The organism is Pseudomonas sp. KNUC1026 (assembly GCF_021650705.1).
Classification (GTDB): Bacteria; Pseudomonadota; Gammaproteobacteria; order Pseudomonadales; family Pseudomonadaceae; genus Aquipseudomonas.
The window spans coordinates 4,151,232-4,165,243 of the sequence record NZ_CP087138.1 but is presented as its reverse complement, the minus strand read 5'-3'; the positions used below and the strand labels follow the sequence as shown (position 1 = coordinate 4,165,243).

The 14,012-nt window shown below is 61.3% G+C and carries 14 protein-coding genes and 1 pseudogene; 4 read left to right on the top strand and 11 right to left on the bottom strand.

The window, feature by feature from the left end:
- The first annotated feature begins 233 nt into the window (after window positions 1-233).
- Window positions 234-995 (top strand): SDR family oxidoreductase, encoded by a 762-nt coding sequence (locus tag LN139_RS19640; protein ID WP_236355741.1) that lies wholly within the window; start codon window positions 234-236, stop codon window positions 993-995.
- On the opposite strand, the gene LN139_RS19635 is transcribed toward LN139_RS19640, so the two are convergent.
- The 3 genes from LN139_RS19635 to LN139_RS19625 all read right to left on the bottom strand — a co-directional run bounded on the left by LN139_RS19635 (window position 976) and on the right by LN139_RS19625 (window position 3,248).
- Window positions 976-2,076, bottom strand: a complete 1,101-nt coding sequence (locus LN139_RS19635) for an AGE family epimerase/isomerase (protein ID WP_236355739.1) — start codon at window positions 2,074-2,076, stop codon at window positions 976-978. The genes LN139_RS19640 and LN139_RS19635 overlap by 20 nt on opposite strands.
- A 52-nt stretch (window positions 2,077-2,128) precedes the next feature.
- Complete coding sequence (locus LN139_RS19630; protein ID WP_329611054.1) at window positions 2,129-2,761, bottom strand: TetR family transcriptional regulator; 633 nt, start codon at window positions 2,759-2,761, stop codon at window positions 2,129-2,131.
- Between the two features lie 136 nt (window positions 2,762-2,897).
- Window positions 2,898-3,248, bottom strand: a complete 351-nt coding sequence (locus tag LN139_RS19625) for a hypothetical protein (RefSeq protein ID WP_236355736.1) — start codon at window positions 3,246-3,248, stop codon at window positions 2,898-2,900.
- Between the two features lie 301 nt (window positions 3,249-3,549).
- Here LN139_RS19625 and LN139_RS19620 point away from each other — a divergent pair, with 301 nt between their 5' ends.
- On the top strand, window positions 3,550-5,622 hold the full coding sequence (locus tag LN139_RS19620; RefSeq protein WP_236355735.1) for an AsmA family protein: 2,073 nt from the start codon (window positions 3,550-3,552) through the stop codon (window positions 5,620-5,622).
- 287 nt (window positions 5,623-5,909) lie between these two features.
- On the opposite strand, the gene LN139_RS19615 is transcribed toward LN139_RS19620, so the two are convergent.
- The gene (locus tag LN139_RS19615; protein ID WP_236355734.1) at window positions 5,910-6,452 is read right to left on the bottom strand and encodes a ferritin-like domain-containing protein; all 543 of its coding nucleotides are present in this window, start codon (window positions 6,450-6,452) and stop codon (window positions 5,910-5,912) included.
- A 144-nt stretch (window positions 6,453-6,596) separates the two neighbouring features.
- Window positions 6,597-6,941, bottom strand: coding sequence for an osmotically-inducible lipoprotein OsmE (gene osmE / locus LN139_RS19610; protein ID WP_236355733.1), 345 nt, complete (start codon window positions 6,939-6,941; stop codon window positions 6,597-6,599).
- A gap of 235 nt (window positions 6,942-7,176) precedes the next feature.
- On the opposite strand from osmE, the gene LN139_RS19605 reads away from it, so the two are divergent.
- Complete coding sequence (locus LN139_RS19605) at window positions 7,177-8,187, top strand: AI-2E family transporter (RefSeq protein WP_236355732.1); 1,011 nt, start codon at window positions 7,177-7,179, stop codon at window positions 8,185-8,187.
- A gap of 67 nt (window positions 8,188-8,254) precedes the next feature.
- Here the strand turns inward: LN139_RS19605 and LN139_RS19600 are convergent, their stop codons facing one another.
- On the bottom strand, window positions 8,255-9,520 hold the full coding sequence (locus LN139_RS19600) for an Hsp70 family protein (RefSeq protein WP_236355731.1): 1,266 nt from the start codon (window positions 9,518-9,520) through the stop codon (window positions 8,255-8,257).
- Between the two features lie 206 nt (window positions 9,521-9,726).
- Between LN139_RS19600 and LN139_RS19595 the strand changes: the two are divergent.
- Window positions 9,727-10,703: pseudogene (locus LN139_RS19595) on the top strand (DnaJ C-terminal domain-containing protein).
- Here the strand turns inward: LN139_RS19595 and LN139_RS19590 are convergent.
- From LN139_RS19590 to LN139_RS19570, 5 genes are all read right to left on the bottom strand, one after another.
- On the bottom strand, window positions 10,704-11,228 hold the full coding sequence (locus LN139_RS19590; RefSeq protein ID WP_236355730.1) for a GNAT family N-acetyltransferase: 525 nt from the start codon (window positions 11,226-11,228) through the stop codon (window positions 10,704-10,706).
- 255 nt (window positions 11,229-11,483) lie between these two features.
- A complete protein-coding gene (locus LN139_RS19585) occupies window positions 11,484-11,711 on the bottom strand; it encodes a hypothetical protein (RefSeq protein ID WP_236355729.1) in 228 nt (75 codons plus the stop codon).
- Entirely contained in the window at window positions 11,708-12,580 is an 873-nt protein-coding gene (locus LN139_RS19580) for an ankyrin repeat domain-containing protein (protein WP_236355726.1), read from the bottom strand. Before LN139_RS19580 ends, LN139_RS19585 begins: the two co-directional genes overlap by 4 nt.
- 61 nt (window positions 12,581-12,641) lie before the next feature.
- Window positions 12,642-13,232 carry a hypothetical protein gene (locus LN139_RS19575; protein ID WP_236355724.1) on the bottom strand — a complete coding sequence of 197 codons (591 nt, stop codon included), beginning with the start codon at window positions 13,230-13,232 and terminating at the stop codon, window positions 12,642-12,644.
- Between the two features lie 204 nt (window positions 13,233-13,436).
- Window positions 13,437-14,006: an imm11 family protein gene (locus LN139_RS19570; RefSeq protein WP_236355723.1), complete on the bottom strand. Its 570-nt coding sequence runs from the start codon at window positions 14,004-14,006 to the stop codon at window positions 13,437-13,439.
- Between the last annotated feature and the right edge of the window lie 6 nt (window positions 14,007-14,012).

The following is a 14,012-nucleotide window of genomic DNA, read 5'->3' as shown; positions in this document are numbered from 1 at the left end:
CAAACGATGGGCAGCAGATCTCGAGCGAATATTGCCGCAGCAATGTTGCTCACGGTTTTTGTGGAACTGGCTGTGGATAAACTGGGTGAAAGGCCCGCCGAGCCTTGCATACCAAGGCTTTCAGAGTGCTGGTCATTTTTTGTTCATATAGCGGGCCAGCCTTGCTGCGATGTGCCTGAGCGATGCATTCTGTAACGCTTGGCCCGAACCGGCACCCACTAAAGGAGAACAGCATGGCTTCTACCGTCTTCATCACTGGCGCCACATCCGGCTTTGGCGAGGCCTGCGCGCGGCGCTTTGCAGACGCTGGATGGGCACTGGTGCTCACCGGCCGCCGCCAGGACCGCCTCGAAGCGCTCGCCCGTGAGTTGGGCGAGAAAACCCAGGTGCTGCCGCTGGTGCTGGATGTGCGTGACCGTGCAGCCATGGAAGCGGCCATCGAGGGCCTTCCAGCGCCATTCGATAAGCTGGCCGGCCTGATCAACAACGCAGGCCTGGCCTTGGGCACGGACCCTGCGCCCAAGTGCTCCCTGGATGACTGGGACACCATGGTCGATACCAACGTCAAAGGCCTGATCTACGCGACTCGCTTGCTGCTACCACGCTTGATCGCCCACGGCCGTGGCGCCAGCATCGTTAACCTGGGCTCGGTCGCCGGCAATTATCCCTACCCGGGCAGCCACGTTTATGGAGCCACCAAAGCGTTCGTAGGGCAGTTTTCGCTGAACCTGCGCTGTGATTTGCAAGGCACTGGCGTGCGGGTAACCAACCTTGAGCCGGGCCTGTGCGAAAGCGAGTTTTCGTTGGTGCGCTTCAATGGCGACCAGAGCAAGTACGACGCCACCTACAAAGGCGCCGAGCCTGTGCAGCCGCAAGACATTGCAGACACCATCTTCTGGATCATGAACCAGCCAGCGCACCTGAACATCAACAGCCTGGAGATCATGCCGGTGAGCCAGTCCTGGGCCGGCTTCGCTATCGACCGTAATCGCTGAGGGCTGCGTAGGCGGTGGCGAGGTGGTAGGGGGTGGTGGACGGCATGTCATGCCGGCTCACCTCTCCCTTGCCGTCTCGGCATTCGTACCAGCCGTCTGCAGGCAGGTAGTGCGCTTGAAAGTGCCTGAGTTGCTCAAGCACCTGACCGGCTGCGCTTTCGCGCACAGTGAGGGCGCGAAGGTACTCCGCCTGCGCCCAGATGCGCCGGGTCGGGTCTTTCACCTCCCCATCGGCCGCCAGCATTGCCAGCACGTGGCCGTTATCCACACCGATGCGCTCGCTGTAGGCAAAGGTTTTGTCGAGCTGCGCACACAGTGGGTGCGTGCTCAATAGCGGCGAGGTTTTGAGCAGGTAGTACCACTCGAACTGGTGGCCGGGTTCGAACCAGTTGCCCTGGCTGCCGGCCGGCTTTTCCATCAGCACACCGTGCTCAGGGTCGATGAACTGCGCGTGCATTGCGTCGCATAGCGCGACCAATGCGGCCTCGCAGTGTGCATCCGAGCGCACCTTGAGCACGGCAAGGAATGCTTCGGCCAGGTGCATCAGCGGGTTTTGCAGCGGGCCCTGGCCCAGGCTCGACCAATCTTCGGCCAGCGCCGCCCAGTACAGGCCGTCGCCACTGGCAAATCGTTCGAAAATCACCGCCAGCGCGGCATCCAGCCGTGCCTGAGCCTGCTCCGTGCGCACCAGGCCCAGGTAGTGAGCGCTGGCGAATACGATGAAAGCATGGGTGTACAGGTCTTTGCTGCGATCCAGCGGCTGCGATCGAGCGTCGACGCTGTAGAACCAGCCGCCGTGGCTGGCATCGAGAAAATATTGGTCGAGTGAGCGGAACAGAGTAGCGGCGCGTTCCGCAGCGCCTTCGCGCTCGCTCAGGCACGTGAACAGGAACAACTGCCGGGCGCAGGCCATGGCGCGGTAGCGTTGCACCGGCATTGGCGCCAGGTCGCGGCCCAGAGCTTCATAGGCAAGGCTCAGGCTCGCGTTCCAGCCCGGGCCCTCCCACAGTGGGACGACCTGTTCCAGGAAGTGGCGGTGAACCCGCTGGAAAACGGCAGGGAGGGAAGTCTGGGCGGGCATGGTCGTCAGTCGCGCGAAAAGCGAAAGCGCGCACTGTACCAGATCGCCACCTTCACGGCGCCAGCCTCGCCAAACCTGGCCAGTGCTTGGCACCGATGAAGATGAAGCGCAGCTGCTGGCGGATCTTGTCGGCCGGCGCCAGGCCCGTGCCGTCGCGCCCTTCGGGTTCAAGCAGTTCGGGGAGTGTGGCGAAGACCGTTTTGACTACAAGGTCGGCCATCACTTCCAGCGACGGTCGATCCAGATGCGCCCAACGCGGCATGCGTGAGAGGTCTGCCGCCAGGTCGGAGCTGATGGCCGAACGTAACCGCAATAGCCCCTGTCGCACCCGTGCCGAGCTGCTGAACTGCTCGCGCGCCAAGAACAGAAAGTGGGCGCGGTGGCTGTCGACCGCGTCCAGAAAGATACGCACAGAAGCGTCGGTGAGGCCGCCAAGCACCAGCTCGTTGTGGCGCACCAGGCGAATGGTGTCGCGGAAGGCTTCGCCGACTTCATTCACCAGGGCCAGGCCCAAAGCGTCCATGTCATCGAAATGGCGGTAGAAACCGGTAGGCACGATGCCGGAGGCCCGAGCGACTTCGCGCAGGCTCAGGGTTCCGAAGGCCTTGCCGCTGGCGATCAAATTCAGCGTGGCGTCCAGCAGGGCCTGGCGGGTCTGGCGTTTTTGCTCGGCGCGGGCGGACAGAGGGGCGGCGGCGCGTTCATGACTGATCATGGGGCGCAATGTAACAAAATCGGATGGGCTGGTGTGGCGGGTGCTCAGAAAGTACAAGCCCGGCCATTGTGGGCCGGGCGTGTCGAGGCGTTACATGCCAAGGCGATCATGCAACGTCGCTAAGCTGACGATCGGCACCGTCCTGAGCGACGGCGTTCAGCGTGCGATCGGCGCCATCTTGAGCGACGCTGTTCAAAGTACGATCAGCGCCATCCTGTGCAACGCTGTTCAGGGTACGGTCGGCGCCGTCCTGGGCAACGCTGTTCAGAGTGCGATCGGCGCCGTCTTGGGCGACGCTGTTGAGGCTGCGGTCAGCACCGTCCTGAGCGACCAGCGTGTAAGTGGTGGTTTCCACTTGAGCACTGTCGTGGGAGAGGCTACGAGCCTGGGCGCTTTGAAGGCCAATCACGCTGGCGGCGATGGCAGAGAGGGTCAGGGCAAGGATTTGGCGTTTCATGAGTGTTGCTCCGTAAAAGGGCTGAATGTCGTTCACAGAGCAGATGTTACGCCCAGTATTTCGATACAAAAGTCGATAGGTAGAATGGTAACAATCAACAGAATTGATTGTTGTGTAAATGCTCGGTTAATCAAAGGGTAAGGTCTTCCGGAAATGCCCTGTTACCGGGCGCCGAGGAACTTTTTGCGCTGCGCCGGTGCGGCCGCCTCTATCGAAAAACCTGTGGTATCGATCATCGAGCCGAACCGCTGGCAACCCGCAGCGCTCTAAGCTTCAAGCTTTTTTACAAGGAGTACCCGCCATGACGCGGCCCCAAAAGATTCTGTCCTGGACCGCCGCGGTTCTCGTCCTGCTGATTGTTGCCGTGGTGATCTTCATCGCAACGTTCGACTGGAACCGCATCAAGCCCACTCTTAATGCCAAAGTCTCCGAGGCGCTGCACCGGCCTTTCGCGATCAATGGCAACCTGGCAGTGCATTGGGCGCGCGAACAGGAAGAGGGCGGTTGGCGCGCCTGGGTACCATGGCCGCGTTTCGTCGCCGAGGACATCACGCTGGGCAACCCGGACTGGTCGCAGAAGCCGCAAATGGCAGGCCTGAAGAAGATCGAATTCCGCTTGTCGCCCCTGCCGTTGCTGGCGCAGCGGGTCGTGATCCCGCGTATTGACCTGACCGAGCCCAATGCAGAGCTGTTCCGCCTCAAGGAGGGCCGTGACAACTGGACGTTCGACTTCGGGCCTAAAGACCCGAACGCAGAACCATCGAAATGGGTGGTCGACATCGGTGCGATCAAGTTCGACAAGGGCCATGTGATCTACAACGACCAGGTCCTCAACACTGACGCCGACGTGGTGATCGATCCGCTTGGCAAGCCGGTACCCTTCAGCGAGCTGGCCGGCAAGAGTGGCGCCGCCAAAAGCGTGCGCGACAGTGGCGCCAATGCGCAGGACTACGCGTTCGCCTTCAAGGTCAAGGGCCATTACAAGGGCATGCCTCTGGACGGCGACGGTAAGGTCGGTGGCCTGCTGGCGCTGCAGGACGCCAGGCAGCCGTTTCCGGTGCAAGTGCGTGTGAGCATTGCCAAGACCGAAGCGCAGGTGGTGGGCACCTTGACCGACCCGCGCAACCTCGGCGCGCTGGACCTTCAGCTCAAGCTTGCCGGCAGCAGCCTGGGCAACCTCTACCCGCTCACTGGCGTCACGCTGCCAGACACTCCGCCCTATGCAACCGACGGCCGCCTGGTCGCCAAGCTTCACGACCCGGCCGGCGCGAATTTCCAGTACCAGGGCTTCAACGGCAAGATCGGCGACAGCGATATCCACGGCGACCTGGCGTTCGTCGCCGGCAAGCCCCGCCCGAAATTGAGCGGCAAGTTGCAGTCCAACCAACTGCTGTTCTCCGACCTCGCTCCGCTGATCGGGGCTGATTCGAACCAGGAACAGAAGGCCCGGGGCGGTGCCAGCAAGCAGCCAACCGGTAAGGTATTGCCGGTCGAGGAGTTCCGCACCGATCGCTGGCGCGCCATGGATGCGGACGTCGAGTTCACTGGCAAGCGCATCGTCAAAAGCGAGAAGCTGCCGTTCGACAACCTCTACACGCACATCATCCTCGACGACGGCAAGCTCAGCCTGCAGCCGCTGAACTTCGGCATGGCCGGCGGCAAGCTCGAAGCCAGCGCCACACTCAACGGCCGGGCGACGCCGCTGCAAGCGCAGGCGCAGCTCAAGGCCCGCGGCTTCCAGCTCAAGCAGCTGTTCCCGGACTTCGAACCCATGCGCACCAGCTTCGGCCAGCTCAACGGCGATGCCGACATCGCCGGCAGCGGCAACTCGGTCGCAGCGTTGCTCGGCGGTGCCAACGGCAAGTTGCGCACAGTGATCAATGACGGTGCCGTGAGCCGCGACCTGATGGAGATCGCCGGCCTGAACGTGGGTAACTACATCATGGGCAAGATCTTTGGCGACAAAGAGGTGAAGATCAACTGTGCCGCGGCTGATATCGGCATCAAGGACGGCCTGGCCAACACAAACCTGTTTGTGTTCGATACCGAGAACGCTGTTATCTATGTAGATGGCACAGCCAACTTCAAGAACGAACAGCTGGACATGAAGATCACTCCGGAGTCGAAGGGCTTTCGCATCATCTCGCTGCGCTCGCCGCTGTACGTGCGCGGCCCGTTCGCCAAGCCTTCGGCTGGCGTGCAGGCCATGCCGCTGATTCTGCGCGGGGCCGGAATGGTTGCGCTGGGCGCGGTGGTTGCGCCTGCTGCGGGCTTGCTGGCGTTGGTCGCACCGAGCGGGGATGAGCCCAACCAGTGCGCCCCGCTGTTGCAGCAGATGCGCGAAGGCAAAGTGCCGAAAACGGTGAAGCCGTAAGTCCAACCTTTGGGAGTGCGGCTTGCCGAGCGACGATGTGAATTTCATCGAGGCAAACGGACGCAGGCCCCAAAGCCAATCGCCCGGCAAGCCGGCCTCCCACCAAAAGCCGTGAAGCGGTGGAAGGGCGCCCGGCAAGCCGGCTTCCCTCCAAAGCCGTGAAGCACCCTATAGCCCGTGGGAGGGCGGCTTGCCGCGCGACGAGGTGAATTTCATCGAGGCAAACGGGTAGGCCCACAAAACAAATCGCCCGGCAATGCCGGGCGATTGTGTAACTCGAAGGCTGCTTATTTGCTGCCTTCGATCTCCTCGTAGATGTCCGCCATGTCATCGGCGTGCTCTTCTTCCTGAGCGAGGATGTCTTCGAAAATACGGCGAGTGGTCGGGTCTTTGTCGCCGATGTACTGGATGATTTCACGGTAGCTGTCGATCGCGATGCGCTCGGCTACCAGATCTTCGTACACCATCTCTTTCAATGTATTGCCCGCGCGGTATTCGGCGTGGGACATCTTCGACAGCACGTCGGGGTTGAACTCCGGCTCGCCACCCAGTTGCACGATGCGCTCGGCGAGTTTGTCGGCGTGCTCGGACTCCTGGTTTGCATGCTCCAGAAACTCGTCAGCGGCAATGCTCGCCTTCAGGCCGTTGGCCATGAAGTAGTGGCGCTTGTAGCGCAGGGTGCAGACCAGCTCAGTGGCCAGCGACTCATTGAGCAGGCGCAGGATCTCTTCGCGGTCGGCCTGGTAGCCCTCGGTCACGGCGCCGTTGTCCACATGCTGGCGAGCACGCTCACGCAGGGTGTTCTTGTCGGTCAGTTGCACGTTGGTCATTTCAGTCTCCAGAAAAGGCTTGATGGTCACGGGGAGCTGTCTCGCTCTAGGCGGCGTGATCAGTTCTCATGGGAGTGGCCGGGGCGCTGAAAAGTTTTACCTCCAGCGCCCAACGGCAAGAACGGTACAAGTGGGGCCGCTCTCTTACATTGCTGCTTTTTCGTTGTTCTTGCGCTGCTCGCAGGTCATGAAGCCTTTGGTCGCAACGTGCCCGGAGGGATCGAAGCTGACGTAGTAAGGCTGCTGATGGCCTTCGCGGTTGAGGATGTAATTGTTGCAAGTGCCATCAGGCGAGCCAGCGGTGCCCGCCACCACGGTCGAGGGTGGGCCGGCCACTGCGGTCACTTGCTGCATGGTCATGCCTTTTTCCACTTGCTTGACCAGTGGCTCATTGCGATAGGTGACGAAATCCACCGGGTTTTGCGGGGTGGTATTACAGCCGGCCAGCAGGCCGGCCACGCACAGTGCGGTCAATGTTTGCTTGTACATGGCGTCGCTCCTTCGAGATGGCCGTTCGCGGCCCAGTCCTTCTTTCAGAGCCACAGCCCGCGCGGAGAGTTCGATGTTTCTGTTGAGCTAAAGGTTTGTAAGCAGTTTTTTCGAGAATTGCCGCAAAGCCGCTCAATCCGCGGTCCCAGGCTGTTGGTGAGGTGTCGTTCGGCGCTGGCTGTCCTGCCGCAAGGCTGGCAGACTGCCGTCTCTCTCATGCCGTACCAGAGGCACTATGCTCACGTTTTCCCAGCGTCACGTTCAGATCGCCAGTTTGCTGATCATGGTTGCCGGCCTGTTGCTGGTACTGCCTCTGCGATTGTTGCCTAGCCTGCTGGCAGGCCTGCTGGTGTTCGAGCTGGTGAACATGCTCACCCCGCAGCTGCAACGCCTGATCGCCGGGCGCCGCGCGCGGTGGCTTGCCGTGGCTCTGCTCGGCACCTTTATCGTCAGTGTGCTGGCGCTGATATTCGCTGGCGCCATCAGCTTCGTGCTGCATGAGGTGGAAAACCCCGGTGCTTCGCTGGACAAGTTCATGACTGTGGTCGACCGTGCCCGCGGCCAACTGCCGCCGGCGGTGGACGCCTACTTGCCGGCCAGTGCTGCCGAATTTCGCACGGCCATCGGCGCCTGGGGCAGCAAGCACCTCTCCGACCTGCAACTGATCGGCCGCGATGCGGCTCACACCTTCGTGACCCTGCTGATCGGCATGGTGCTGGGCGCCATCATCGCCCTGCAGCAAATCCCTGCGCTGCACGAGCGCAAGCCTCTGGCCGCCGCTCTGTTCGACCGCCTTTACCTGTTGGTGCAGGCGTTTCGCAATATCGTCTTCGCGCAGATCAAGATCTCCGCGCTCAACACCGCCTTCACCGGGATTTTCCTGGCCGTGGTGCTGCCGATGTTGGGCATCAAGCTGCCGCTGACCAAAACCCTGATCGTCATGACCTTCCTGCTGGGCCTGCTGCCGGTGATCGGCAACCTGATGTCGAACGCGCTCATCACCATCGTGGGCCTGTCGATTTCGATCTGGGTGGCGGTGGCGGCGCTGGGGTATCTGATCCTTATCCACAAGGTTGAGTACTTCCTCAACGCCCGCATCGTCGGCGGCCAGATCCGCGCCCAATCCTGGGAGCTGCTGCTGGCGATGCTGATCTTCGAAGCGGCGTTCGGCCTGCCGGGCGTGGTGGCAGGCCCCGTCTACTACGCCTACCTCAAAAGCGAACTGCGCGGGGCAAACCTTGTTTGAGTTGCGAGCCTCTAGCTTCTAGCTGCAAGTAAAAGCAGATTTGCTCTTGGCTTGCAGCTTGCAGCTCCTACCCGTAGCGGCGGCGGGCTTCGATAGCCAGGCCGCTGCCGATGCTGCCGAAGTTGTCGCCTTCCACATGGCGTGCCTGTGGCAGGAGGGCTGCAACGCTCTGGCGCAGGGCCGGGATGCTGCTCGAGCCGCCGGTGAAGAACACCGTGTCGACTTGCCCGGCGGCCACGCCAGCCTGGGCCAGCAGTTCGGTCACGCCGCCGCGTACGCGTTCCAGCAAGCCATTGATCGACGCTTCGAACAGCTCACGGGTGAGGTCCACGCTCAGGTTCGGCTCGATGCGTGTGAGGTCGATATTCCGGTGGGTGACCTCGGTCAGTTCGATCTTGCTGGCTTCCACTTCCATGGCCAGCCAGTGGCCGGCGCGCTGTTCGATGAGGCGGAACAAACGGTCGATGCCCAGGGTGTCTTCGATGTCGTAGCGCATGTTGGCCAGGGCCAACTGTGACTTCTGCGCGTACACGGCATTGATGGTGTGCCAGGTCGCCAGGTTCAGGTGATAGCTGGTGGGCATCAGCGCCTGGCTTTTCATGCGGCTGCCATAGCCGAACAGCGGCATCACGCCCTGTACGTTGAGTTGCTTGTCGAAGTCGGTGCCGCCGATGTGTACACCGCCGGTGGCGAGGATGTCCTGCTGGCGGTCGTTGTCGAAGTGGCGCTCAGGCGCCAGGCGCACCAGCGAGAAGTCCGAGGTACCGCCGCCGATGTCGACGATCAGTACCAGCTCCTCGCCATTGATGCCGGACTCGTAGTCGAACGCTGCAGCCAGCGGCTCGTACTGGAACGAAACGTCCTTGAAGCCGACTTTGCGTGCCACCGCTTCGAGGGTGTCCTGCGCCTCCTGGTCGGCAGCCGGGTCGTCATCGACGAAGAACACCGGACGGCCCAGCACCACCTGCTCGAAGGCGCGGCCGGCGCTGGACTCGGCGCGTTTCTTCAGCTCACCGATGAACAGGCCCAGCAGGTCCTTGAACGGCATCGCCGTGCCGAGCACGCTGGTGTCGTGCTTGATCAGCTTGGAGCCCAGCAGGCTTTTGAGCGAGCGCATCAGGCGACCTTCGTAGCCCTCCAGGTACTCCTGCAAGGCCAGGCGGCCGTAGACCGGGCGGCGCTCCTCGGCGTTGAAGAACACCACCGAGGGCAGGGTGATACGTTCGCCTTCCAGCGCCAGCAGGCTGGGCACGCCAGGGCGGTGCCAGCCGGCGGTGGAGTTGGAGGTGCCGAAGTCGATGCCCAAGGCGTGGGCTGGGGTGGTGTGCTGCATGATGCTGCCCTTGGGGAAAACGGCCGCGCAGTGTATGCCAGCACGGCACGGAATCGAAGGCAGGTTGTCCGTTATTTCTGCCCCGCTGCCTTGAAAGCGGGCGGGTGGCCCCAATCTTGGAGCCATTGACCGTGCACACTTTCTCGCCCCGCCCAGCCTGTGGGGCGCCCGACGTGCGCATTGCCCCTTTCGAGGTGAGTTTTCCCATGGATTTCAAAGATTATTACAAGGTGCTGGGTGTAGACCCCACGGCCGACGAGAAGGAAATCAAGTCGGCCTACCGCAAGCTCGCTGCCAAGTACCACCCCGACAAGAGCAAGCTGCCGGGCGCCGAAGACAAGTTCAAGGAAGTCTCCGAAGCCTATGAGGCCCTGAGCGACCCGGCCAAGCGTGCCGAGTACGATGAAATCCGCCGTTACGGCGGCCAGCACGGTCGGCCGTTCCAGGCGCCGCCCGGCTGGCAGGGCGGCTTTGGTGGTGGCCCCGGTGCAGGTGCGGGGGCTGGCGACTTCTCGGACTTCTTCAGTGCGATCTTCGGCAACCAGCGCGGCGCCGGCAACCCGTTCGGCGCTGGCAGCGGAAGCGGCCGAGGCCCGGGCCGCGCCGCTGCGCGCGATGGTCAGGATGTCGATCTGAACCTGGCGGTGTTTCTGGAAGAGGCGCTGTCCGAAGAGCCCAAGCAGGTCACTTTCAAGGTGCCGCAGTACAACGCCGCCGGGCAACGCACCAGTGATGTCACCAAAACCCTGAAAGTGAAGATCCCGGCCGGCGTCAGCGACGGCGAGCGGATTCGCCTCAAGGGCCAGGGCGCCCCGGGCGTGGCTGGCGGTGCCGCAGGCGACCTGTTCATCACCCTCACGCTGGCCCCGCACCCGCTGTTCAAGGTTGAAGGTACCGACCTTGTGGTCGAAGTGCCGGTCGCCCCGTGGGAGCTTGCACTGGGTGCCAAGGTGGAGGTGCCGACCCTTTCCGGCAAGCTCAGCCTGACCGTGCGCGAGGGCAGCCACAGCGGCCAGCGGCTGCGTGCCAAGGGCCATGGCCTGCGCGCCAAGGCGGGTGGGCGCGGCGACCTGCTGGTGCAGTTGAAAGTGGTGATGCCACCGGCCAGCGAAGCCAGTCGCGAGCTGTGGAAAAGCTCGCAAAGAGCGCGGCATTCGACCCGCGCGCCGGCTGGGGCCGCTGATCAGCGGCCCGGTGGCTGCGCGCCGGGGTTGAGGATCAACTGCATGAAGGTGAGGTCCAGCCAGCGGCCGAACTTCACCCCCACTTGCGGCATCTGCCCGGTGGTGTCGAACCCCAGCTTTTTATGCAGTGCAACCGAAGCCGCGTTGCCGCTCTCGATCGCCGCCACCATCACATGCTTGCCACAGGCCCGCGCCCGCTCGACCAGCGCAGCCATCAGCAACGGGCCAAGGCCCTTTCCCCGTTGGCTGGGGTGGATGTACACCGAATGCTCCACGCTGTGCTTGAACCCCTCGAACGGCCGCCAGTCGCCGAACGAGGCGTAGCCCAGCACCTGGTCCTGTTCATCCACGGCCACCAGAATCGGATATCCCTGCGCCCGGCGCGCGTCCAGCCACGCCTTGCGGTTGGCCAGGTCTACCGGCTGTTCGTTCCAGATGGCAGTGGTGTTGAGCACTGCGTCGTTATAGATCTCGAGCAACAGGGGCAGGTCGGGTTCGTGGGCGTCGCGCAAGGTGATGGGCATGGGGGCCTCAGGCGGGTAGGGCGGGGCGGCAAGGTTAGCATGGGCGGTTGCCCGTATGTCGCGCGGCAGGCCGCCCACCTGATGAACTAGTGAGGGGTCGGCTTGCCGGGCGCCGTTTAACGGGCGACGCTCATCTGTGGTGGGAGGCCGGCTTGCCGGGCGACGTCTCGTCCCCTGAACCCCTACGCTCAATACATGAGCACCAGGAGCGTCCTGACCTGATTCGCCCCCGATGGCGCCCATCCCACCCACTGCTCAAATCATCCGTTTGGACACATACTTCAATGCAATGGACTTCCAGCTCGCCGCCCGCTTTTTATGTGCGAACTCGACCCCGTCCATGCCCTTTTTCGGCACTTTCGCCGGACACAGCGTGAGTAAGGTCACTACATCCTGATCGCCCTGCTCTGAAGGCTGGCCGGTCCAGGATTTGTCCACCAATACCATCGCATGGTCTGCATCAGGCCAAGCCAGGTCGCTCAAGCCAGGGTCAGTGGGCAGGAATACCTGGCCTGCACTGAACAACTCGCCTTGCTGCCGCCGAAGCGCAAGGCGTTGCAGCAGTTCCACCGGAAACGCAGCCGGGTGATCTGGGGGATGCCTTCGCAGGGCAGTGGCCAACAAGCATCCAGGCACACCAGCAGCTCCATTCTCGGCTCGAGATTCACCAGGCCCGATGTAAAGAGCACCTTCTGGTTGTTTTTGGCCTCCACCAGGCTGAGTTTCAACCCCACCGTACCCTGCCGTGGCTGCGGGACCACCGCTTGCGTCGTTACCCAGCCAATCGTGTTGTGAATGAAGGTCTCGACAGTGCCCTCAGCGCTCTGGGATGGCTCATCCGAGGCCTGAATGCTGCATTGCCCGGCGTGCTTGAGCAGCTCGACAATAGCCTCATGTTCCCAACCCAGGGCATGGTCCAGCGCCGTCCGGTTAGCCCATGCATGCAGCCGGTTCAAACTGGCCCCTTTTTCGATCAGCCAGGCGACGACCGCTTTGCGATTGGCAATGGTGGCGGCGATCAATGGGCTCAGCAAACCGTCCGGCTGGCCATTGATATTGGCGCCAGCCGCCAACAGCACCTCACAGGCCTCCAGGTGCCCGTGGTCCGCAGCAATTTCCAGCGCCGTAGCATTTCCCTCATCCGTGTAGGGAACATCCACTGGGCAGCCGTTGGCCAGCAGAGCCTCGAGTACCTCCCGGTTACCCTTTTCGGCGGCTACGTGTAGCAGGTATTCACCCAGTTCAGGGTCTGAAGAGGCCCTGGCGAGTGAGGGGTCGTTGCTCAACTGGTCGAGGACGAACGCGTTGTCTTTCTTTTTGATGGAGGATTTCAACTTTTGTAGCAACTTCATTTAAGGGGTTCCGGTGCGCCTACTCATATGAGCTTTACTTTCCCAATAAAAGTTTCCATTTTCACTGCATCCTCCTGAAGATATCCACCCGACCGCTGGGGCCTTCAAACCAGAGGCAGGCAACAGCCTCTTCATCATATTCCACGTTGATCACAGTGCCTGGAACGCTATTGGAGGCGTAGGCGATCAGGTTTTGCACCCTGCCATCGTTACAGGTGTATTCATAGCACCAGTACTCTCCGTCGCTGTCCACGCGGCAAGCCCAGGACGGTTGTTCGTCGGCGAGCACTGTTAGCGTGAGGCTTTCGCACGTGCCACGTTTGTCGAATTTCCTGCTGATGATTCGCTCTGGTGTGTATTCATAGCCCACAACTTCCAGCAGTTTTTCCTTGGCATCGTATTGCTCGCTGCGGCTGACTTTGTTTTGGGTGGTGTAGTAGGCAAAGATGCCCTTGCGGGATTTTGGTTCGGTGCGGTAAACCCGCCCCGGCGCAAAGCCTGAGAGCTCCATGAGCAGCGGCATCGTTGTATATGCCGGGCTTTTGCTCCAGAAGGCAACTGTGAGGCCTGCCTGCTGAACTGTGCGGAGTGTGCTCTGGGCCAGTAGGGTACGAGCTTGGTCAACTCTTGCGGCGGCGGTATCAAGGTTCATGATCGGCTCTTTGACTTGCAATTCAGCAGGTAGGAGCGCGGCTGTGCCGCGCGACGCGGAGATCGTCGTCCTGCCCACAGTTCCAGTACCCATTTTCAGTCACACGTTATTTCGACGCAAAAAACAGGCAACAGGCACGGCATACTTGGCCAATCATGAGCCCAAACAATCATAGCCGGCGATTCGCGGCGGTGTCGGACCATCCTAATAGACATTCACACCAGCACTAGCATCTATCAACGAAAATCCTGAAAGCTGGGCGTGGGTCAATGCATCCCCGAGTGCTGTCGATACGAATATTTCTCCATGCGATTCACTCGCACGCACAATTCCGTCGCTTGCCAGGTCGGTATCCGATAGCGAATGAAGATGATGGAAGCGCAGGCCGTACTCTGGCATCCCTTCAATAGTGGGGCGGTAATCTGAGCGAGAGAGATCGATACAGGGTTTTTGCTTCAGGATATTCAATACGCAGTATCCAGTGATAATTTCAGTGCCGATCCGTATTTCAGCTGAAAACAATTCTATTTGTGCGGCATGCTTTTTTATTACTTCGCCCATCGCTTGGCTGATGAGTAAGGGGCCGTCACTTTCTATAAAGTCTGTTTTTTTCAGTTTTTGTATGTTGGCCTTGGGCTTGCCCGTAAACAGAGCGATGACGTCACCTTCGACAGGCTGGCATATCCTGAAATCGACCAGATCGTTGCTTTTGTCATGATCGTAGAAAAGTACGAGGCTTTCGGGATATTTTTCATCCACTCTTAGCAAGAGCATTCGATT

What these genes read in the sequence shown, in the direction of transcription:
- LN139_RS19640 (WP_236355741.1), top strand. Translation starts at nt 234, where the DNA reads ATGGCTTCTACCGTCTTCATCACTGGCGCCACATCCGGCTTTGGCGAG.
- LN139_RS19635 (WP_236355739.1), bottom strand. Translation starts at nt 2,076, where the DNA reads ATGCCCGCCCAGACTTCCCTCCCTGCCGTTTTCCAGCGGGTTCACCGC.
- LN139_RS19625 (WP_236355736.1), bottom strand. Translation starts at nt 3,248, where the DNA reads ATGAAACGCCAAATCCTTGCCCTGACCCTCTCTGCCATCGCCGCCAGC.
- LN139_RS19620 (WP_236355735.1), top strand. Translation starts at nt 3,550, where the DNA reads ATGACGCGGCCCCAAAAGATTCTGTCCTGGACCGCCGCGGTTCTCGTC.
- LN139_RS19615 (WP_236355734.1), bottom strand. Translation starts at nt 6,452, where the DNA reads ATGACCAACGTGCAACTGACCGACAAGAACACCCTGCGTGAGCGTGCT.
- osmE (WP_236355733.1), bottom strand. Translation starts at nt 6,941, where the DNA reads ATGTACAAGCAAACATTGACCGCACTGTGCGTGGCCGGCCTGCTGGCC.
- LN139_RS19605 (WP_236355732.1), top strand. Translation starts at nt 7,177, where the DNA reads ATGCTCACGTTTTCCCAGCGTCACGTTCAGATCGCCAGTTTGCTGATC.
- LN139_RS19600 (WP_236355731.1), bottom strand. Translation starts at nt 9,520, where the DNA reads ATGCAGCACACCACCCCAGCCCACGCCTTGGGCATCGACTTCGGCACC.
- LN139_RS19590 (WP_236355730.1), bottom strand. Translation starts at nt 11,228, where the DNA reads ATGCCCATCACCTTGCGCGACGCCCACGAACCCGACCTGCCCCTGTTG.
- LN139_RS19580 (WP_236355726.1), bottom strand. Translation starts at nt 12,580, where the DNA reads ATGAAGTTGCTACAAAAGTTGAAATCCTCCATCAAAAAGAAAGACAAC.
- LN139_RS19575 (WP_236355724.1), bottom strand. Translation starts at nt 13,232, where the DNA reads ATGAACCTTGATACCGCCGCCGCAAGAGTTGACCAAGCTCGTACCCTA.
- LN139_RS19570 (WP_236355723.1), bottom strand. Translation starts at nt 14,006, where the DNA reads ATGCTCTTGCTAAGAGTGGATGAAAAATATCCCGAAAGCCTCGTACTT.